This is a genomic window from Photobacterium sp. GB-50, assembly GCF_003026755.1.
Classification (GTDB): domain Bacteria; phylum Pseudomonadota; class Gammaproteobacteria; order Enterobacterales; family Vibrionaceae; genus Photobacterium.
This window is the reverse complement of record NZ_PYNX01000001.1, coordinates 407,088-426,273: the sequence shown is the minus strand read 5'-3', so window position 1 is coordinate 426,273 and position 19,186 is coordinate 407,088. Positions and strand designations below refer to the sequence as shown.

Genomic DNA, 19,186 nt, shown 5'->3' with positions numbered 1-19,186 from the left:
TATTATTGTTTTTTATTAGCCTATGTTGGCTAATTTTCGATGATTGTAGGGGGTGTACTGACTTAATCAAATCTGACCAGTGTTATGTCTAAGTAAAAATACTTTTTAACGAAACTTATAGTGATTTTGGTATCAAATGTCGATGTTTTAGGTTGTTTTAACGACAAATATCAGATGTGAAAAACGGCAACATAGCGTGTGTTGCCGTTATTAAGAAGGACTAAAAATCAGTAGGAAAATTAGATTTCCCAGCTAAGGTCGTTTTTGATTTTACTCGCAACTGGCATTAAGTTTTGACCCTTATCGCCAACAATAATCAAACTTGCTTCTCTGATCGGTACGACTAAACTTTCATTGTTATTGTCTGTTGAGTTAGAAATAGCATGGCTTGGGGTTGGAACAACAAATACCGTGACTTTACCTTGAGGTGTATCCATCACCATATGTAATGAGCGTTTGCCATCAAAGCCACAATAGTTCACATAATAAATGTGCCCTGGTAAATCTTTCATTTCCGAACCAAAAGGTTGCAGCTTTGCATTCACTTGTTGCAACGTTGCTTTTTCATCGATGTTATCGACAAATTTTGCTTCATAAGAAACATGTTCAAGTGCGACATTGGCAAGGCTATTGATTGGTAACTGTTGGCTTGGTAGCAAATTCATTTGCCCAACAAAGAGACCAATAGCAAAAGCAACAGAGGCGGCGAGGCCATAAGACCAATAGCGATTAATGCCTTTCTTGCTGGTTTCTTCTCCAGCTTGTTGAAATAAAATTTTATCCGCCAGATCATCGGGTACATCGACTTTAAGCGCTTGCTCTAATTGGATATCAAGCTGTTGTAATTCATCGGAAAACTTTTTATTTGCGATCGATTGATGTTTACATGCCGTTACAGTGGGATCATTATCATGTGGATCAGCTAATAATCTCCGTCTAAATTCTAGTTCATCCATTCTGATTCCCCCTTTTTGACTCTTTATTTTCAAGTTGCTCTTTTAATTGGTTACGGGCTCGAAATAAGCGAGTCATCACAGTGTTTCGGTTAAGTTCAAGGATCTCTGCAATTTCATCACCATTAAAACCAGCCATGACCTGTAAAATGAGTGGTTCTCTATACTCCGGTGCCAAATTCATGATCAAACGTTGAAGCATATGTTGCTCAGTATTCATTTCAACACTGGGTGTGGAATCAGCAATTGCATGGTCATCAATATCAACCAAATCAAATCGTTTTCTTTCAAACCGACGTGCGTTTTCACGCCTAAGTATGGTAATTAACCATGCCTTAGCAGCTTTATCATCCTGTAGGCTATCAAGGGAACGCCATGCGCGTAAGCATGTTTCTTGTACCAAGTCTTCAGCAATATGCTGGTCGTGGCACAACCAATATGCGTAACGGTAGAGATCCCGATGCCAAGCCCTAACAAGGGCCTCGTATTTTCTTTGTTTGTCCATATCTAAAGAGACCGAGGGATCGTGTTTTTTCTTACCAAAAAAATTTTTGAACATGGCAATATCCGTCGTTGTCCTTACAAAAATCTTATGAATAAAGAAAGCTATAAGGTGTTTACCTTTCTTTTTTATAATTAAACTGATAATTCACACTAAAATTGATCTGGTTCAAAATTTGATTCCAGCAGCGCGTTATAGTGACTGCGTCATCTGATAGCGAGATGGTGGGTTGCAAAACCGGCTATTGTAATGCTATCTGTTGAGCAAGATGACAACTTCCTTTTGAAGGCTGACTTTACTTTCTCCTATCAGGTTTTCCTGATTTGCAATTAGCTTTATGTTGATTGACTTATTCATTACGCAGATTGCTTTCCGCGTGAATTATGACCATACCTTATAAGGTATGGTTTTTTTTTGCCTTTTTATCTTTGTTGACCTCTATTTTTACATCTTTTCTAATTCTCTCTCTAATTATCTGCATTTTTTCGCTTAATATCGTTTTAAAACTGAGAGGATAGATCACAATCTTTGACACTTCTTCCGTTAAATTTAAACACTTGATTGAATTTGGTAACATTTGGCTTACAATTGTGAGGTCTGACCTCTAGTGCACGGTGTGCCAAACGGCTTACTGTAAGCCAAATTATCAAAAGGAGTTGCGATGACACGTCTCCAAAATCTTACTACTCGTCAAGGGGAACGTATTGCCGTTGTTAGCGGTTTACGTACTCCATTTGCTCGTCAATCTACCGCTTTCGATGGTGTTCCTGCTTTGGATCTCGGAAAGCTGGTTGTCAATGATATGCTACAAACGCTTGATTTTGATCCGATGCTTATTGATCAAGTGGTGTTTGGGCAAGTGGTACAAATGCCAGAAGCGCCAAATATCGCGCGTGAGATTGTATTGGGTACTGGTATGAACATTCATACTGATGCTTACAGTGTTACCCGTGCCTGTGCCACTAGTTTTCAAGCCGCTGCGAATGTTGCCGAAAGTATTATTTCAGGCACGATCGATATTGGTATCGCAGGTGGTGCTGATTCATCATCGGTATTACCCATTGGCGTAAGTAAAAAAATGGCTGCTACATTACTTGCACTTAGCAAGGCGAAAACCATGTCAAAACGGCTTAAGTTATTAAGTTCGCTTAACATGAAAGATTTAATGCCTGTGCCGCCTGCCGTTGCTGAATATTCAACAGGATTGAGCATGGGACAAACCGCAGAGCAGATGGCAAAAACACATGGTATTAGTCGTGAAGAGCAAGATGCATTGGCTCACCGTTCACACACATTAGCGGCACAAGCATGGCGAGATGGATTGATCCGTGATGAAGTGATGACGGCATTCCCACAACCTTATCGCCAGTGGATAGATAAAGATAACAACATTCGTGAAGAATCGACTCTTGAATCTTATGCCAAATTACGACCAGCCTTTGATCGTAAATATGGCTCAGTCACAGCAGCAAATGCGACCCCATTAACGGATGGCGCAGCCGCAATACTGATGATGCGAGAAGGGCGAGCTAAGGAATTAGGACTAACACCATTAGGGTATATTCGTTCCTACGCGTTTTCCGCAATAGGGGTTGAAAGCGATATGCTGATGGGACCTTCTTACGCGACACCTGTTGCACTGGAACGTGCAGGTTTAAATTTATCTGATCTTACCTTGATTGACATGCATGAGGCTTTTGCTGCCCAAACATTAGCAAATTTAAAAATGTTTGCTTCTACTAAGTTTGCGCGTGAAAAGTTAGGCCGTATTGATGCGATTGGTGAAGTTGATATGGATAAATTCAATGTGTTAGGTGGCTCATTGGCTTACGGGCATCCATTTGCAGCAACAGGCGCACGTATGATCACCCAAACTTTGCGTGAGTTAAAACGTCGTGGTGGTGGCTTTGCATTGAATACGGCATGTGCAGCTGGTGGTTTAGGTGCGGCAATGATTTTGGAGGCTGAATAATGACGCAATCTGCATTTAGTTTATCGTACAAAGATAATGGTGTTGCTTGGCTAAAAATAGATGTGCCAAACGAGAAAATGAACACCTTACAAGCTGAATTTTCAGAGCAAATAACATCAGTGCTCGCAGAGCTTAAAGCACGTTCTGATATTAAAGGGCTTGTTGTCTATTCAGGTAAGCCTGATAACTTTGTCGCTGGCGCTGATATTCGCATGTTGTCAGCCTGTGAAACAGCACAAGAGGCACAAGCCTTAGCTGTAAAAGGACAGGTTTTATTTTCACAGTTAGAGCAACTGCCTTTTCATGTGGTTGCAGCGATTCACGGCCCATGTTTAGGGGGCGGCTTAGAGCTTGCTCTTGCTTGCCATAGCCGAGTTTGTAGTGATGGTGATAAAACCCGATTAGGTTTACCAGAAGTACAGTTGGGATTACTCCCGGGCTCTGGCGGTACTCAGCGTTTACCTCGTTTGATTGGCGTAGCTAATGCGCTTGACATGATTTTATCGGGTAAGCAATTACGCGCGAAAAAAGCAGTGAAATTGGGGGTGATTGATCAAGTTGTCCCTGAAAGTATTTTATTAAATGTTGCCGAGCAAATGGCTTTATCGCCAAAACCTAGCCGCAAATCATCCATGCAAAATTGGGCATTGGGCGGAAATCCATTAGGTCGCTCAGTAGTGTTTGATCAAGCGGCGAAAAAAGCACATGAGAAAACACGTGGGAATTATCCTGCTGTTGATGCCATTTTAGAAGTTGTGAAATATGGCTTACAGCATGGGATGGAAAAAGGGTTAGAACAAGAGGCTAAAGTATTTGGTGAATTGGTGATGTCACCGGAATCAGCCGCGCTTCGTAGTATCTTTTTTGCCACAACAGCAATGAAAAAAGAAACGGGTTCAGAGGCTGATCCATTAACTGTCGAACGAGTCGCTGTATTGGGTGGCGGTTTAATGGGCGGCGGTATTAGTCATGTTACAGCAACGAAAGCAGGTTATCCGGTACGGATCAAAGATATTAGTAATGATGGTATCCAAAATGCGCTAGCGTACAATTTCAAGCTACTTGAGAAAAAACGTAAGCGTAAAATTATCTCGAAAGCCACATTACAAAAACAAATGCTAACGATAACAGGTGGGACTGATTTTACTGGCTTTAATCAGGCCGATGTCGTGATTGAAGCGGTATTTGAAGATTTAGCGCTCAAACATCAAATGGTAAAAGATGTTGAAGAGCATGTAAAACCAACCACAATTTTTGCCACGAATACATCCTCATTGCCGATCAATCAAATAGCACAAGCGGCAGAGCATCCTGAGAATGTTGTTGGTCTTCACTATTTTAGTCCTGTAGAAAAAATGCCATTGGTTGAGGTAATTCCACATCAAGGCACGGAAACAGGGAGTGCAACGTCAGAAGAGACGATTGCAACGGTTGTAGCCTTGGCGAAAAAACAAGGTAAAACCCCGATAGTGGTCGGTGATAAAGCAGGCTTCTATGTTAATCGTATACTAGCGCCTTATATGAATGAAGCGGCACGCGTACTTCTTAGTGGTGAGCCGATTGAACATATAGATACAGCTTTACTTAACTTTGGTTTCCCTGTTGGGCCAATCACATTATTGGATGAAGTTGGTGTTGATATCGGCGCGAAGATAAGTCCTATTCTGTTAGCTGAACTCGGTGAACGATTTGAAGCACCAGATGTGTTTGATTTATTGCTGAAGGATAATCGCAAGGGACGTAAAAGCGGTAAAGGTTTTTATCGTTATAATACCAAGAAAAAAGAAGTCGATAAGTCGGTTTATAAGCTTCTTGAGTTGGAACCAAAGATTAAAGAATCTGAAACTGAAATCGCGGTTCGTTGTAGTTTAATGATGCTGAATGAAGCAGCAAGGTGTTTAGATGAAGGTGTGATCCGTTCGGCAAGAGATGGCGATATTGGCGCTATTTTCGGTATCGGCTTCCCACCGTTCCTAGGCGGGCCATTCCGTTATATGGATCATATTGGGATAACGCGTGTTGTTGATATGCTAAACGAGTACACAGATAAGTATGGTGATCGTTTTAAACCGTGCGAGCGATTACTTGATATGGCCAAAGAAGAGAAAACGTTCTATTAGCCAATAGATTAATGAAAAAAACCGATGAGCTTAGGCCATCGGTTTTTTTTGCTATTCAATAAAGCCTTAATTCTCTTAATAAATGTTATACACAACGAATGACAATAGACAAAAAGCCATATTTAACACTTATTTGTAAATATGGCTCGTTATGTAGACGGTCGTCTTAATTGTTAGACGAGTCATGCCAGCTTAATAAGCATTATCTTGAAATTCTGTGACTGATTCAATTGGTTGACCTATCTCTAAAGGTGCGTAATCACTATGCGCTTTGCCTTTGTAATACATGACTAATCTATTCGCTGTTCTTGGTTTAATGGTATCAACAACAAATTTGATCATATCTACACGATCTAATTGTTTAAGCGCATCAACAACACGCTGACGTTGTTGGAACGTTTCATCTTTATTGCCGATACTTACCCAAAACCGTTGAGCACGAGATCGTAAATTAGTATCTGGCTCTGAAATTTGAGCAATTAAACCTTGCTTACTGTCTTGCCATTGCGCTTCATTCAATTCGAGCAATACAAGTGCAAAAGCATTGGTAAAATCATCAATTGCCTCTGATAAGTAACTTGGATCGGCAACAGGTGATTGAATATATAAGATCAACCCTGGATGACGATTAAGCGGTAGATTGGCCGTTCCTACCATATAACCCAGTTGTTGTTTCGTGCGTAACTCATGGAAGAACGTGGTCGACATTAAATGATTAGCTAACGTATAAATCGCAATTTGCTCAGGTGTGGTTTCCTGAGATTGGTAATACATTAAGATTGCTGAATCTTCATGATTACAATCTAACTCATACGTTAATGTGCCCGCATTGTCTAAATGTACCAGCGGACGTTGTGATTCACCATAAAGTTGGTCAGTCACTCGGAATGCATCTTTTAATATTTCAGCTAATGCTAACGCATCTTTTTTAAGCCAGTTGCCATATACAAAAGTATCAATATGAAGCTCTGCGAACATTTCATCAACAAAGCTTGGTAGCTCATCTAACTCGATTGATTCTAACGCTTCAATCATGACAGGATAGGGTGGATTATTGGGTTGTAGTAATCCTGTTAGCTGATTAAACAATTGTGAAATTGGTTTATCTTCAGCTGCGTTACGCCAATTACGTAGCATTTGTGCTTTGATATTGGTGAAACGATCGTGATCAAATTTTCGCCCAGCAAAGCGCTCAAGTATCAGCGTCATAAGCAAAGGTTGTTTTTCACTAAAGCCTGATAACTGAAGCGTCACTCCCCCTTGGTGAGCATAAAGATTATACGACATACCTGCAATCTCAGCGGGATAAGCGGTCTCATTTATCGCTTCTAATAGCATTTCAACACATAGGCGAGTTTTTACGATATTACGTGGTGAACTCACCGCATGCGGGCTATCAATGGCAACATAAACTATACCTTTAGGTACGCGGAAATCATGTTCTTGTTTATGCCATAAACGAAACCCAGGTAAATCTTGAATTAACTGAGGAGGTAATTCTGAGCCAGGTTCAAGTGGTAAAGGCTCAAAATTATCACAAAGATATATATTGCGCTCGGGTAGTGTTAACTCAGGATCCAGTTCAATATCTTGCCATAACGCTTTTTGTTCCGCGGTAAATGGTGTTACTGAGTAAGGCGTGTCATACCATTGTGCTGTGCGATCATAATGGCCACCTTGAGCAACCAAGGTTAATCGCATATTGGTCGGCTCAAGGTAATCTAAGATCTGCTCGATTAAGGTATGATCGTATTGCTCCATCATATAATCACCGTAGATGATATCTTCCGGTTTATAATGCAACAGGTTTAAAACCAAATAACTGACAGTATCTAATGGACGGCTTTTTTCTTGATAGCGGAAAGCCATTTCAAGTACAGCTTTCTTCTCTTGTTGTCGCCATTGAGCTAAGCCATGTAGCTTAATGAGTTTAAGGCACTGAAAAACGCTAGTGACTATCTCGTCAATGTGATCTTGACCTTTCGGCGTTAAATTCAAACCTACGGTAAATTCTCTGAAATTACTGCCGCTAACGCCGCCACCGGCGGTTAAGGTATTAATAAAACCCCGTTTTTTGAGAACTGACATCAAACTACCTTGACCTTCATTGCCTAGTAAATGGGCAATATAAGATAAGGGTTTCGCGGTATAAAACTCATCTACACACGGCAAAGAAAATGACAGCGTTAACTTTCGTAGTTCTTTAATTGGTTCAATTTGAATAAATTGTTGTTGTTGTTTTTCGGTCACAAACGGCGTAGTAAGCGGTGTTTTTACAACATCTGTTTTTGGAATATGGCTAAAAAAGTCATTCGTGAATTGTTCTAATTCATCTAATGGTTGGGGGCCTAATAAGACGAGACCCATCGCATCCGCTGAATAATGTTGATGGTAAAAAGCTATTAAATCATCTCGTACAGATTTGCCATCACGATCGTCTAGTGTCGTAAGATCACCGACTGAAAACTTAGCAAAAGGGTGCACTGGGTTAATGGTTTCTTTTTGTACTTGATAAAGGCGGCGGACATCATCTTTTATTTTTAATTTATATTCAGAATCAACAGCTTGTCTTTCTTTATCAACGGCTTCTTCATTAAATAATGGTGCAGTGAAAAACTGCCCAAAACGATCTAATCCTTCTTTAAAAGCATGGGGGCTGACTTCAAAGAAAAACGTCGTGTTTTCTGTTCCAGTCCATGCATTGTTACTGCCGCCACTGCGATTGATAAAGGTTTGAAATTCCCCAACACGTGGATATTTTTCAGTACCTAAAAACAGCATATGTTCGAGAAAGTGCGCCATACCTTGACGATCAAGAGGATCGTCAAAATGACCAATTTCGACGGATAAGGCAGCAGCGGAGCGAGGCGCTTCAGCATCATGAACCAGCAATACGCGTAGTTCATTCGCTAAAGTAAGATAGCGATACTGCTTGTGATCATTTGGGCTTATATGCACAGGAAGAGCCTATTTTTAAAGGAGAATTGGATCAATTATGACCTCCAATACACAGACTGGCAAACTGATAGTTAACTTTATTTACGTAGTTATGAGCGTGATATGAAAACCCAACGTCAAGGCTTAATCCTATTTTAATAAATGATTTGTTCAGGTTGGCTAACCTTGTCACGGATTCGTTATCAAATTTGCGTAAGGAGTATGCGATATGAAAGGGAGTTGCTAGCATGATAGAGAGATACGTTGAAAAAAATGCATTAGCATGTCAATTAGTAATAAAATAAGCCTCATTATCACAACTCATTGAACGACCTGTTTAACGAAGAGAAACGGAAACTTATGCGAATTTATATTATGCGTCACGGTGAAGCTGAAAATTTTGCGGCGAGTGATGCAGAGCGCCCGTTGACAGAGCGCGGTTCACGCCAATCAAAACAGATGGCGGAAATGCTAGCCCAGCAATTAAATCAACCATTAGACACTGTACTGGTGAGTACGTATTTACGCGCGCAACAAACATGGCAATGTATGGAAAGTGTATTACCGGGGGTTGCAAATGTTCAAGTGAGTGATGAGATCACCCCTTATGGTGATGCTGTAACGGTAGTCGATTATTTAAAAGCAATGATTGGGGTTGAAAAGCCACAATCGGTTCTATTAGTTTCACATCTACCTCTGGTGGGATATTTAACCTCAGAGTTGGTGGCAGGCATACAGCCCCCTATGTTTAGTACTTCGGCCATTGCTGCTATTGATTACGATCCTGACATGGATAATGCAGAATTGGTTTGGCAAAACGTACCACAATAATATGGCTTTGATGACGGACAATAGGTAAGTGCTGGTTATGGTAAGAGTATCGTTAATTTCTTTTCTCACTTCGATATTGCTAATGGGCTGCGCTTCTACCGCTGAGCCTGTTCGTATTTCAGCAAATGGTATGATCAAGTGGTCAGATGGACGAAAAGAAGGCATGCATGTATCGAGTACGGGAAGCACATTAACCTTTGCTAATTATTCCAATGCGATCGGTGAAGGGCCTATTCGTATTTTTGCGCGTATTGATAGTGCACGAAATGATGACTGTGAATACTTTTACGATGAAACCGTGATTAAACGACGTTTAAAAATATGCGCCACTGGAGAAGTGACGCTATTTAATCACGGTAAAGTAGTGAAGGTTGGACATATAGTAAAACCAAGCTATTAAAATAGGACAACCGAGTAAGTGATATTGCGATGCGCGTTTTGCTTACTCGATGTTCTTTTATCTTTCAGGTATTTCGATAAGCACGAGTAGTGCGCCATTCCCACCAAATTCAAGGGGAGCTTGGTGAAAAGCGAGTACATCTGGATGTTGTGCCAACCACATCGGCGCTTTTTGTTTCAAAATATGCTTTCCAATACCGTGCATTACACAGGCACAAGACACATTCTCTTTTATACAGGCTGCAATCATAGCGGCGAGTTCTCGCTTGGCTTCTTGTTGCGTCATACCGTGCATATCTAAATAAATGTCAGGTACGTAAACACCCCGACGTAACTTTTTTACTTCATACTTAGAAACGCCGTCGCGTGCATATTGCACAGGGCCATTTTCATTAAGATGAGGCTCAAATTCATCTGAGAAATAAAATTCATGGTTTTGACTTTCTTTGCCCATGACTTTTGCTTTATCAGCTTTTGTAGTCTGTTTGCGTGGCGTGATTATGGTATCATGCGAAAACTTTTTTACGCCTTTTATCGCATCTTTGAAGAGAGCCATCTCTTCATCAAGGTTTGGATCTTTTTTACTCATAATGAAATTCCAACAACTATATAGCGGTAATGTCGCGTTTTTCGGAGGCTATTTTGGATAAGATTTTTGTCGACGAAGCTGTCAACGAACTTCATACATTGCAAGACATGTTACGTTGGACGGTAAGTCGTTTCAATGCCGCAGGTCTATTTTATGGTCACGGTACCGATAATGCGTGGGATGAAGCGGTTCAGCTTGTTCTTCCTACATTGTATTTACCGTTAGATGTTCCACCTGAAGTTCGAGATTCTCGTTTAACTCGTAGTGAGCGTCAGAGTATTGTTGAGCGCGTTATTCGCCGTATCGACGATCGTACACCCGTATCATACCTAACAAATATTGCTTATTTCTGTGGTATGGAATTCTTCGTTGATGAGCGTGTTCTTATTCCACGTTCTCCGATTGGCGAATTGATTGAAAACCGTTTTGAGCCACTTTTAAACCAAGAGCCTACACGTATTATGGACTTATGTACGGGTAGTGGTTGTATTGGTATTGCGTGTGCGCACATGTTCCCAGAAGCAGAAGTGGATATCGTTGATATTTCACCTGAGGCACTGGCTGTTGCTGAGCAGAATATCGCTGATCACGGCTTAGAGCAACAAGTGATCCCACTTCGTTCTGATTTGCTTCGTGATGTACCAAAAGATAAGTATGACTTTATCGTGTCTAATCCACCGTATGTGGATCAAGAAGATATGGATAGTCTACCAGATGAATTCCGTCACGAGCCTGAACTCGGTCTTGCGGCAGGGTTTGATGGTTTAGATTTAGTGCGTCGTATTTTAGCCAATGCACCCGATTACCTAAAAGATGATGGCTTCTTGATCTGTGAAGTGGGTAACTCCATGATCCACATGGAAGATCAATATCCGCATATTCCATTCACCTGGTTAGAGTTTGAAAATGGTGGTCATGGTGTGTTTTTGTTAACACGTGATCAGCTTGTTGATTGTGCAGATGATTTTGCGGCTTTTCGCGACTAATTAAAGCGCAGTTAAACACGATTAAGAAAAACGGCATGATGGTTACTTTCTCTGTACCATCATGCCGTTTTTATAGGTCACTCAGTGGTTATTATGCTTGCTGCGCTTGCTTTGCTTTCAGAGCATTCATCACAGTGGTTTTATGATCTAAGTAATCAGTAAGTCCTGCACGACGTAAATCACAAGATGGGCAATCACCACAACCGTCACCAATAATACCGTTATAGCAAGTCAGTGTTTTTTCACGAACATAGTCTAGTTTTTGGTATTGATCTGCTAGCGCCCATGTTTCTGCTTTATTTAGCCACATTAATGGTGTTGCAATCGTTAATGGGCGATCCATCCCGAGTACTAATGATTGGTTTAATGATTTAACAAATTCATCACGGCAATCAGGGTAGCCAGAAAAGTCAGTTTCACATACACCGGTGATAACGGTTTCAGCACCAATTTGGTAGGCGTAAATACCAGCCAAGGTTAAAAATAGAATATTACGACCAGGAACAAAGGAGTTCGGTAATCCGTTTTCTTGTAGTTCATGAGAGACAGCAATATTGTCACGTGTTAGTGAACTAATGGCTAATTCATTTAATAGGCCGACATCCATTACTTTATGTGCTGTTACGCCAAGATCTTTGGCAATAGCTTCTGCCACTTCAATCTCTAATTTATGGCGTTGGCCATAATCAAATGTAATACAGTGCACTTCATCGTAATGCGCCAGAGCTTGAATAAGGCACGTAGTCGAATCTTGACCGCCACTGAAAACAACAACTGCTTTTGACATATAGGTGTTCCTTTTTTGAAAAATTACCGAGAAACAGTCGGTAGATAGACATTCTTTAGAACGTCTATCTATGCTAACTCAGCTGTTGTCCGCTGCAAAGTTTTAGATGTAATAGACGAAAAAAAGCCGTACATAAAGTACGGCAAAATAACGTATCGCGTTTAAAGATTATCCAAGTTAAGGCAGTACTTGGTTTATCAACGTTCAACGTACACAGACACAAAGTTTAATAGAGGGGGGAGGCGCTGTGGCTAACCTCCCCAAGGGGTTGTTCATTGAAGCGTGATACTTACCATTGACCGAATTTTTCCAATTGTTCTAACTGTTCGGTATATGCTGATAAATCGCCAATATTTTCGCTGATCCATTCAGGGTTGTAGTAGGTGTCGAGGTAACGCTCGCCACTATCACACAATAGCGTAACGATAGAGCCTGTTTCGCCTCGTTGTTTCATTTCAGCCGCGATTTGCAATACACCAAATAGGTTTGTACCTGTTGATGCACCGGCTTTACGACCAATAATTTTTTCTAACCAGTGAACAGTGGCAACACTTGCCGCATCTGGGATCTTACGCATTTCATTAATCACATCAGGAATAAAGCTTGGCTCAACTCGAGGACGACCAATACCTTCAATACGGCTGCCTGTGTTGCCAGTAATCGTATTATCACGCTGCATAAAGTAGTCGTGGAATACTGAGTTCTCTGGGTCAACCACACACAGTTGTGTTGGTTGCATTTGGTAACGAATATAACGACCAATTGTTGCTGATGTCCCACCAGTACCAGGGCTCATTACAATCCAGCTTGGGATAGGGAAGCGCTCTAACTTCATTTGATCAAAAATACTGTTAGCGATGTTGTTATTACCACGCCAGTCGGTGGCACGTTCAGCATAGGTAAATTGATCCATGTAATGACCATTTAACTCTTTTGCTAAACGGCGAGATTCGTCATAAATTGCAGCAGGAGAGTCAACAAAATGGGCGCTACCCCCATAAAATTTAATTTGTTCTATTTTTTTACACGCTGTTTTACGTGGCACGACAGCAATAAATGGTAACCCAAGTAAACGTGCAAAATATGCTTCAGAAACGGCGGTACTACCTGATGATGATTCAATGATCGGTGTACCTTCTTTAATCCAACCGTTACATAAAGCATATAGGAATAACGAACGAGCAAGACGGTGCTTTAAGCTTCCTGTTGGATGCGTGCTTTCATCTTTAAGATAAATATCAATACCGTCTAGGCTAGGTAACTCTAATTTAATTAAGTGGGTGTCTGCTGAGCGTTGATAATCAGCATCAATTTTACGAATGGCGTTATTAACCCATTGATTGTTTAGTTGTTGTGTCATAGCGTGACTCCACTGTATTGATTTTATTATTGTTGTTGTATTTATGTTGACTGCTTAACAATTATATTACCAAGTTACAGAGAAAAGTCTTTGCTTTGTTTTGCAAAAAAACGATAAAATTTAGAAAATATTTCTACTTAATTGCTTATTGGTGGTATGGGATGTCAAGTTTAGATGCTGTAGATAGAACATTACTGCGTTTGTTGCAACAAGACGCAACGCTAGCGTTATCTGAATTAGCAGAAGCTGTTAATTTAACGACCACGCCATGCTGGAAAAGGCTAAAGCGTTTAGAAGAAGATGGCATATTACGTCAACGTGTTGCGCTATTAGATGCGGCAAAACTAGGATTATCTTTTATAGCATTTGTACAGATTAAAACCAGTAATCATTCTAAAGAGTGGTATAACGGTTTTGTTCATACGGTTGAAGAGTTCCCAGAAGTCATGGAATTTTACCGTATGGCGGGGGATTATGATTACATGATGAAAGTACAAGTAGCAGATATGCAGGCTTTTGATCTGTTTTATAAGAAATTGGTGAACAGCATTGAGGGACTGACGAATGTAACATCGACATTTGCAATGGAACCCCTTAAGTACACCACGGCATTACCTGTATAGGTTATATAATCAAGGCTGCCACTATTTATTACTAGTGGCTGCCTTGATTGCGTTAACATTCAGCCGATAAGTTTATCGTTGACGGATCAAGCCTTCTTGTACTGCCGATGCAACAAGTTCGCCTTTTTGGTTATAAATCTCACCACGAACAATACCGCGAGAGCCACTTGCTGATGGGCTATCAATAGCATAAAGCAGCCATTCATCCATCTTAAATGGACGGTGAAACCACATTGAATGGTCAATGGTTGCTACTTGCATATTCGGGCTAAATAACGTCACACCATGTGGATGCATTGATGTGACAAGAAATCCCCAATCAGATGCATACGCCAATAGGTAGTGATGGATATTAAGATCTTCAGGCATTGTGCCATTGGCTTTAATCCATAAATATTGTTTAGGCTCAGCAATGGTTGGCTTTAATGGATTAATAATAGTTACTGGACGCACTTCAACTGGGCGTTTCTTACCAAAGTTTTCCACTATTTTAGGTGGTAGATATTGCGCAATGGCATCAACAAGTTGAGTTTCAGATGCTAAACCTTCAGGCCCTACTACATTGGGCATTGTTGATTGGTGGTTAAACCCTTCTTCATTGGCTTGGTATGAAGCCGTTAAGAAAAAAATAGGCTCACCATTCTGAATTGCTTTTACACGACGAGTACTAAAGCTTTTACCATCACGTAGTTTTTCTACATCATATATAATTGGCTTTTCAGAATTACCAGGGCGTAAAAAGTAGCTATGAAAGGAGTGTAAGTAGCGTTCTTTTTCAACCGTTTGCTTAGCTGCGGATAAGGACTGCCCAATCACTTGTCCACCATATACTTGCGGTAGGCCAAGGTTTTCACTTTGACCTCTGAAAAGATCAAGCTCAAGTTGTTCTAATTGTAGAAGATTGAGAAGTTCATTCAGTTCTTTACTCATCTAAGCACCATTAATTATGTTACTATCAGTACGATTTAGGGAAATCAAGTTCAAATAGAGATTGGATTGGTTTTATTATATTTGAGCTTTATAGCAATATAGATTAGGGATTAATAGAGAAGAATATGAAAAATTCTTTTGCATGGTTTGGGGTTTTGATTGCGGCATTAGTGATCACGGCTTGTACTAACTTGATGCCGACCGATAATGATGTTGGAACATTAAGTGGAACAGTAAGTTATCGTGAGCGTGTAGTGTTACCGAATAATGCACGCATTATAGTGTCATTGGTTGAACAGTCTACTCAAGCTGATCATAGTGCGAGTAAAGTTATCAGCCAACATTCATTTTTAGCTGAAGGTGAACAGCCACCTGTTTCTTTCACGTTGAATTATGTGAAAAGTAAATTAAAGCCAGATACCTCATATCGTGTTATTGCTAAGATTGAAATCAATGATGAAGTATTGTTCAGTAATCAATCAACAGTAGATTTAAGCATTGAACCGTTAAAAACCACACACCTAGATATTCCATTGGTGAAAGTGTAATCCAATCGTTTTATACAATATTAGTAATGCCCGATTTATTCTATTTATTATGATTGAATAAGATAGTCGGGCATTTTGCTATTCAGGGTACCCATCCCAACGGTATGTTTTAAGGCTTACTCGTCCTTGTTCCGTCACAATAATCCCTTCATTACGCAATGCTGCTATTTGGCGAGCTCTACCGTTATCACATATTGAGATCTTTCCTTGGCTATTAATAACACGGTGCCAAGGCAACGCTGAACCTTGGGGAAGGTTCGAGAGTAAGCGGCCTACTTGACGTGCATAGCCAGGAAATCCTGAAAATTTTGCAATATCGCCATAAGTCGATATTTTACCAATAGGTATTTGATGCACTTGGCTGTAGATTTGCTGAGAAAAATCGTCCATATTTATAATTAGAGATAAAAAAAACCATCTTTTCTTAAACAACAGGATAACGCAAGGAGGTGTTGCCATGTTGTATAAAACATTACTAATCATTGTCACTTTATTATTGACCGTATTAGGGGTTAATGCCTTGGCGCATAGTCAGGGAGAGTTACCTATTCTTGCCCTTGCGATCCCAGCATTATGGCTGCTACCTCAGGGCGGTGTTGCGGCATGGCTATTATTGTTTGGACTAGGTGTATTTGGTTATGTATTGCCAGAACAACCAGTCGCGTTGTCTGTCAGCTTATTTATGATGTTACCGATTTTGATGATTTGCACATCGCCTAAGGGATGTTGGCAGTTAGGTTCATTGATGATCTCCATTGTATTAGCCATGAATGCAGGTTTAATGGCATTACAAGCGGAGGGTAAACTGCCGGGCTCTATTGGTGCGACTATTATTCAAATTATTGGTATTGCCATTATTTGGTTTGCTGCTAGAAGTTGGCGGCCTGTTGAAGGCAATACATGGTGGCCGCTTTTACTTGTGGTTCCCTTATGGGTTGGTGGCATGGAGCATGCTGCATTATTGGCTTTAAGTGTTACCGGTATTATTGCGGCACTTCAGTCTTTAAATAAATTACATCTTGATGAATGGATCCCTAAATTGGCTTGTGTATTACCTGCTGTTGGTTTTGCCACGCTAGTCATCATGCCGCAATTTGATGTTGCTAATCCGATATTAGTGTCTTGGCTACTGGTACTGGGTGGTGGGCTACTTGGTGAATCTTTATTAGACGATCCCGAGGAAGAAGAGTAAGTTAAATGAAGCAAGGCGATGGTTTTATTTTCAATATCTTAGTGTTTGGATAAATAACACACACTTGAACTATTGTTGCTATATAACAACTTGCAATATCGATGCGCTTAATAGATAATCTTCTCCGTTCTCGCAAGAGACAAAGAATCTATGGAGGCCCCCATTGGTCCTCCCGCAACACTAACTTGTGAACTCGGCCAGGCCCGGAAGGGAGCAACCGCAGCAGGCGATGTGTGTGCCGGGATGTGGCTGGTGGGGGCTTCCACCCATCTGCTATTCCTGTTGTTTACACCATACCTCTGCATAACCTATTTTTGTTGTAGTTTAGCTACAAAAAAGAGCGTTGTTATGTACAGGCGAAATCTAAGACATTCCCGCGTTAAAAACATCTTCAAATTTGTTAGCTCTAAGATGAATAAGGTCTTAACTGTAGAATCAAGATTAGAGTTTGATACCTGTTTCCATCTTGAATGCTCGCCAGATATTTCTTTTATAGAGGCGTAGCCAGAAGGTTTATACTATCTTTACGTTTAAAAATGATGAATGAATATCAATATTTATGCTTTATACGGCTCGATGTAGTACTGCAATAGAATTTCGTTATTCGCTTCTCCTCGTTTCTTGAACATAATACAGTAAGAGTCGTCTTCAGGTATTGTAAAATTATTCAGGTTCGTCTTGATTGAAGAAATTTTTTCTAAAAAGTAAATATCGTCGTTTTTATGCCAATGAATATTAAAATCAATATCTTTTAAGCTGTTGAATTCAAAATGCAGAACGTCATTAGTATGCGCTTTAAAGCACTCTTCTATAATATCACTCCTGTTTTCTTTAAAGTTAAAGGTCTTTTTTATCGTATCCTTTGAAAATGAAGCAGCAGAAAAGAGAAATAAATAAATATAAACCAATTTCATAAATATCCTTAAAAAATAGAAGTTATTTAAAGGCTAGCCTACTCATGAATATTATAAAGGTGGCTTTGATCAATATTTATACATTGAGAGACTCATAATACCTATTAGTTATTATCGTACATATTCGCTAATTGCTCTAAAAAAACAATATTACTGAATAGTTCTTGAAGCTCAGATAAGGCAGCTAATGTTTCTTCTAACGTTGGTTCTTTGTAGACAGTATCTTTGTATGTAGAACAGTTAATTAACTGGCTATACTCTATATCCGCTTTTTTCATGTAGATCCAAGAATTGTTATCGCTACGATCTTTTGGGATGGTTTTTGTTATATTGTTAATATTGGGAGAAATGAGTTTAAATAGTTCTAGTTCACCACTTTCAGAGTTGTCGTAAAGGAAAATATCTCCCATAACTAAGTCTTGTTTATTATGTTCAAAAAATGGGCCTCTGAATTGCCAATTTGAATTGTCATTATTGGAGTCAGGCAGATTACGATAGCTATCATTCGTTATTTTAGATAGTTCATAATAGTTATAACAACCATCTTGTTTTTTCACCTGGTAATAATCTCCAACTTCTCCTGCATTATTGTCTTTTTTTATGGTCAGAAATGTTCTACTTAAAAGTTTTACATCGCTATAAACACTCTTAATCCAGTCAATCTTCTTTGATAGACTGGATCCCAAGGCAAGATTATCTTTGCCTTTAGTCGTAATGGCTACCATAACATTTAAGCCTTTATGTTTATACCACCAAGCGGAACCACTATCACCTGTGGTTGGCAGGGCCCATTTGTTACTATTGTTGTTTACTAGCCATATCAGAAAGGCATGTTGAGATATGATATGCGTTACAATATTTTCACCATATAAACGACGTTGTTGTCCATATGCAGGTTTGTAATCGTTTGATATGTCATTCCCAACCCCCCATAAACCGTAACCGACAAAGCTCACTTTAGCATTCTTCTTCAGAAAATTATCGTTAAGTATTGGAGAGGGTACAGGAAAACCAAATTGATCTAATAAAATGTCAACAGTCGGTAGTTTCAATATTGCCATATCATAATAGATGTGATCATTTTTGTGTGATAATGGTTTTCTAATTAGTGGTTTAGGTACAAAAATTTTACCTCTCCCCTTTGCAATTATTTTTTTATTCCAAGATGTAAATGTTGCATTAATATCTGATTGTTGTTTGTTTTTATTATATTTCATACAATGTGCAGCAGTGAAAATATATGAAAATCCATTATTGTCTTGTCCTAATAACGTTGCAGTACATCGACCTTTTTTAGAACTTATACTTCCTACAGTTAAATATTCAGGGTGTAAACTCATTTCTCTAAGTATCTCATTGTCTACTTTGATACTCTCTGGGATATTATGAATATTTCCACCAATTTCTTGAAACTTGCTTTCAGAGAGAATAATTGAATGAGATGTTGAAATAGTAAGAAGCATTGATAAGACAATTAAAAATTTCATTGTTTCTAACCTTTTTAGGATATCTTAAATAAGACCGTGTTATTCGATTTATAATT

At 39.6% G+C, this 19,186-nt stretch carries 18 protein-coding genes and 1 other RNA gene; 9 read left to right on the top strand and 10 right to left on the bottom strand.

What is annotated here, in order from left to right:
- Nucleotides 1–239: 239 nt before the first annotated feature.
- Nucleotides 240–956: a DUF3379 family protein gene (locus C9J41_RS01835; protein WP_107245614.1), complete on the bottom strand. Its 717-nt coding sequence runs from the start codon at nt 954–956 to the stop codon at nt 240–242.
- Nucleotides 949–1,512, bottom strand: a complete 564-nt coding sequence (locus tag C9J41_RS01830; RefSeq protein ID WP_107205526.1) for a sigma-70 family RNA polymerase sigma factor — start codon at nt 1,510–1,512, stop codon at nt 949–951. The genes C9J41_RS01835 and C9J41_RS01830 overlap by 8 nt, the downstream gene beginning before the upstream one ends.
- 604 nt (nt 1,513–2,116) lie before the next feature.
- Between C9J41_RS01830 and fadI the strand changes: the two genes are divergently transcribed.
- Both fadI and fadJ read left to right on the top strand, forming a co-directional pair.
- Nucleotides 2,117–3,427: an acetyl-CoA C-acyltransferase FadI gene (gene fadI, locus C9J41_RS01820; RefSeq protein WP_107205528.1), complete on the top strand. Its 1,311-nt coding sequence runs from the start codon at nt 2,117–2,119 to the stop codon at nt 3,425–3,427.
- Complete coding sequence (fadJ, locus tag C9J41_RS01815; protein ID WP_107294130.1) at nt 3,427–5,547, top strand: fatty acid oxidation complex subunit alpha FadJ; 2,121 nt, start codon at nt 3,427–3,429, stop codon at nt 5,545–5,547. The genes fadI and fadJ overlap by 1 nt, the downstream gene beginning before the upstream one ends.
- Before the next feature lie 192 nt (nt 5,548–5,739).
- Here the strand turns inward: fadJ and C9J41_RS01810 are convergent, their stop codons facing one another.
- A complete protein-coding gene (locus tag C9J41_RS01810) occupies nt 5,740–8,505 on the bottom strand; it encodes an insulinase family protein (RefSeq protein WP_107294129.1) in 2,766 nt (921 codons plus the stop codon).
- A gap of 339 nt (nt 8,506–8,844) precedes the next feature.
- Here C9J41_RS01810 and sixA point away from each other — a divergent pair, with 339 nt between their 5' ends.
- The gene (gene sixA / locus C9J41_RS01805; RefSeq protein ID WP_107205531.1) at nt 8,845–9,315 is read left to right on the top strand and encodes a phosphohistidine phosphatase SixA; all 471 of its coding nucleotides are present in this window, start codon (nt 8,845–8,847) and stop codon (nt 9,313–9,315) included.
- A 37-nt stretch (nt 9,316–9,352) separates the two neighbouring features.
- Nucleotides 9,353–9,715 (top strand): hypothetical protein, encoded by a 363-nt coding sequence (locus tag C9J41_RS01800; protein WP_233217609.1) that lies wholly within the window; start codon nt 9,353–9,355, stop codon nt 9,713–9,715.
- A 57-nt stretch (nt 9,716–9,772) separates the two neighbouring features.
- On the opposite strand, the gene smrB is transcribed toward C9J41_RS01800, so the two are convergent.
- Complete coding sequence (gene smrB, locus C9J41_RS01795; protein WP_107205533.1) at nt 9,773–10,303, bottom strand: endonuclease SmrB; 531 nt, start codon at nt 10,301–10,303, stop codon at nt 9,773–9,775.
- A gap of 53 nt (nt 10,304–10,356) precedes the next feature.
- On the opposite strand from smrB, the gene prmB reads away from it, so the two are divergent.
- A complete protein-coding gene (prmB, locus tag C9J41_RS01790) occupies nt 10,357–11,289 on the top strand; it encodes a 50S ribosomal protein L3 N(5)-glutamine methyltransferase (protein WP_005370403.1) in 933 nt (310 codons plus the stop codon).
- Between the two features lie 91 nt (nt 11,290–11,380).
- Here prmB and queC read toward each other — a convergent pair whose 3' ends face one another.
- A complete protein-coding gene (gene queC / locus C9J41_RS01785; protein WP_107205534.1) occupies nt 11,381–12,076 on the bottom strand; it encodes a 7-cyano-7-deazaguanine synthase QueC in 696 nt (231 codons plus the stop codon).
- Between the two features lie 289 nt (nt 12,077–12,365).
- Nucleotides 12,366–13,436 carry a PLP-dependent cysteine synthase family protein gene (locus tag C9J41_RS01780; protein ID WP_045148102.1) on the bottom strand — a complete coding sequence of 357 codons (1,071 nt, stop codon included), beginning with the start codon at nt 13,434–13,436 and terminating at the stop codon, nt 12,366–12,368.
- Nucleotides 13,437–13,597: 161 nt separating this feature from the next.
- On the opposite strand from C9J41_RS01780, the gene C9J41_RS01775 reads away from it, so the two are divergent.
- Complete coding sequence (locus tag C9J41_RS01775; protein ID WP_107205535.1) at nt 13,598–14,059, top strand: Lrp/AsnC family transcriptional regulator; 462 nt, start codon at nt 13,598–13,600, stop codon at nt 14,057–14,059.
- Nucleotides 14,060–14,131: 72 nt separating this feature from the next.
- On the opposite strand, the gene tesB is transcribed toward C9J41_RS01775, so the two are convergent.
- Nucleotides 14,132–14,989 carry an acyl-CoA thioesterase II gene (tesB, locus tag C9J41_RS01770; protein ID WP_107205536.1) on the bottom strand — a complete coding sequence of 286 codons (858 nt, stop codon included), beginning with the start codon at nt 14,987–14,989 and terminating at the stop codon, nt 14,132–14,134.
- 125 nt (nt 14,990–15,114) lie between these two features.
- On the opposite strand from tesB, the gene C9J41_RS01765 reads away from it, so the two are divergent.
- Nucleotides 15,115–15,537 (top strand): YbaY family lipoprotein, encoded by a 423-nt coding sequence (locus C9J41_RS01765; RefSeq protein WP_107205537.1) that lies wholly within the window; start codon nt 15,115–15,117, stop codon nt 15,535–15,537.
- A gap of 78 nt (nt 15,538–15,615) precedes the next feature.
- On the opposite strand, the gene C9J41_RS01760 is transcribed toward C9J41_RS01765, so the two are convergent.
- Nucleotides 15,616–15,927 (bottom strand): MGMT family protein, encoded by a 312-nt coding sequence (locus C9J41_RS01760; protein ID WP_107205538.1) that lies wholly within the window; start codon nt 15,925–15,927, stop codon nt 15,616–15,618.
- 67 nt (nt 15,928–15,994) lie between these two features.
- Here C9J41_RS01760 and C9J41_RS01755 point away from each other — a divergent pair, with 67 nt between their 5' ends.
- On the top strand, nt 15,995–16,729 hold the full coding sequence (locus C9J41_RS01755; RefSeq protein ID WP_107205539.1) for a hypothetical protein: 735 nt from the start codon (nt 15,995–15,997) through the stop codon (nt 16,727–16,729).
- 161 nt (nt 16,730–16,890) lie between these two features.
- Nucleotides 16,891–16,987, top strand: an RNA gene (ffs, locus tag C9J41_RS01750) — signal recognition particle sRNA small type.
- Between the two features lie 299 nt (nt 16,988–17,286).
- On the opposite strand, the gene C9J41_RS21770 is transcribed toward ffs, so the two are convergent.
- Together C9J41_RS21770 and C9J41_RS01740 are read right to left on the bottom strand one after the other, a co-directional pair.
- Entirely contained in the window at nt 17,287–17,643 is a 357-nt protein-coding gene (locus tag C9J41_RS21770; protein WP_107205540.1) for a hypothetical protein, read from the bottom strand.
- A gap of 104 nt (nt 17,644–17,747) precedes the next feature.
- Nucleotides 17,748–19,130: a trypsin-like serine protease gene (locus C9J41_RS01740; RefSeq protein ID WP_107294128.1), complete on the bottom strand. Its 1,383-nt coding sequence runs from the start codon at nt 19,128–19,130 to the stop codon at nt 17,748–17,750.
- Nucleotides 19,131–19,186 lie beyond the last annotated feature (56 nt).

Bases quoted from the DNA above. Each gene is read 5' to 3' on its own strand.
- C9J41_RS01780 (WP_045148102.1), bottom strand. From the start codon at position 13,436: ATGACACAACAACTAAACAATCAATGGGTTAATAACGCCATTCGTAAA.
- C9J41_RS01755 (WP_107205539.1), top strand. From the start codon at position 15,995: ATGTTGTATAAAACATTACTAATCATTGTCACTTTATTATTGACCGTA.
- C9J41_RS01830 (WP_107205526.1), bottom strand. From the start codon at position 1,512: ATGTTCAAAAATTTTTTTGGTAAGAAAAAACACGATCCCTCGGTCTCT.
- tesB (WP_107205536.1), bottom strand. From the start codon at position 14,989: ATGAGTAAAGAACTGAATGAACTTCTCAATCTTCTACAATTAGAACAA.
- C9J41_RS01800 (WP_233217609.1), top strand. From the start codon at position 9,353: ATGGTAAGAGTATCGTTAATTTCTTTTCTCACTTCGATATTGCTAATG.
- C9J41_RS01740 (WP_107294128.1), bottom strand. From the start codon at position 19,130: ATGAAATTTTTAATTGTCTTATCAATGCTTCTTACTATTTCAACATCT.
- queC (WP_107205534.1), bottom strand. From the start codon at position 12,076: ATGTCAAAAGCAGTTGTTGTTTTCAGTGGCGGTCAAGATTCGACTACG.
- smrB (WP_107205533.1), bottom strand. From the start codon at position 10,303: ATGAGTAAAAAAGATCCAAACCTTGATGAAGAGATGGCTCTCTTCAAA.
- fadJ (WP_107294130.1), top strand. From the start codon at position 3,427: ATGACGCAATCTGCATTTAGTTTATCGTACAAAGATAATGGTGTTGCT.
- sixA (WP_107205531.1), top strand. From the start codon at position 8,845: ATGCGAATTTATATTATGCGTCACGGTGAAGCTGAAAATTTTGCGGCG.
- C9J41_RS01775 (WP_107205535.1), top strand. From the start codon at position 13,598: ATGTCAAGTTTAGATGCTGTAGATAGAACATTACTGCGTTTGTTGCAA.
- C9J41_RS01765 (WP_107205537.1), top strand. From the start codon at position 15,115: ATGAAAAATTCTTTTGCATGGTTTGGGGTTTTGATTGCGGCATTAGTG.
- fadI (WP_107205528.1), top strand. From the start codon at position 2,117: ATGACACGTCTCCAAAATCTTACTACTCGTCAAGGGGAACGTATTGCC.
- C9J41_RS01835 (WP_107245614.1), bottom strand. From the start codon at position 956: ATGGATGAACTAGAATTTAGACGGAGATTATTAGCTGATCCACATGAT.
- C9J41_RS01760 (WP_107205538.1), bottom strand. From the start codon at position 15,927: ATGGACGATTTTTCTCAGCAAATCTACAGCCAAGTGCATCAAATACCT.
- C9J41_RS21770 (WP_107205540.1), bottom strand. From the start codon at position 17,643: ATGAAATTGGTTTATATTTATTTATTTCTCTTTTCTGCTGCTTCATTT.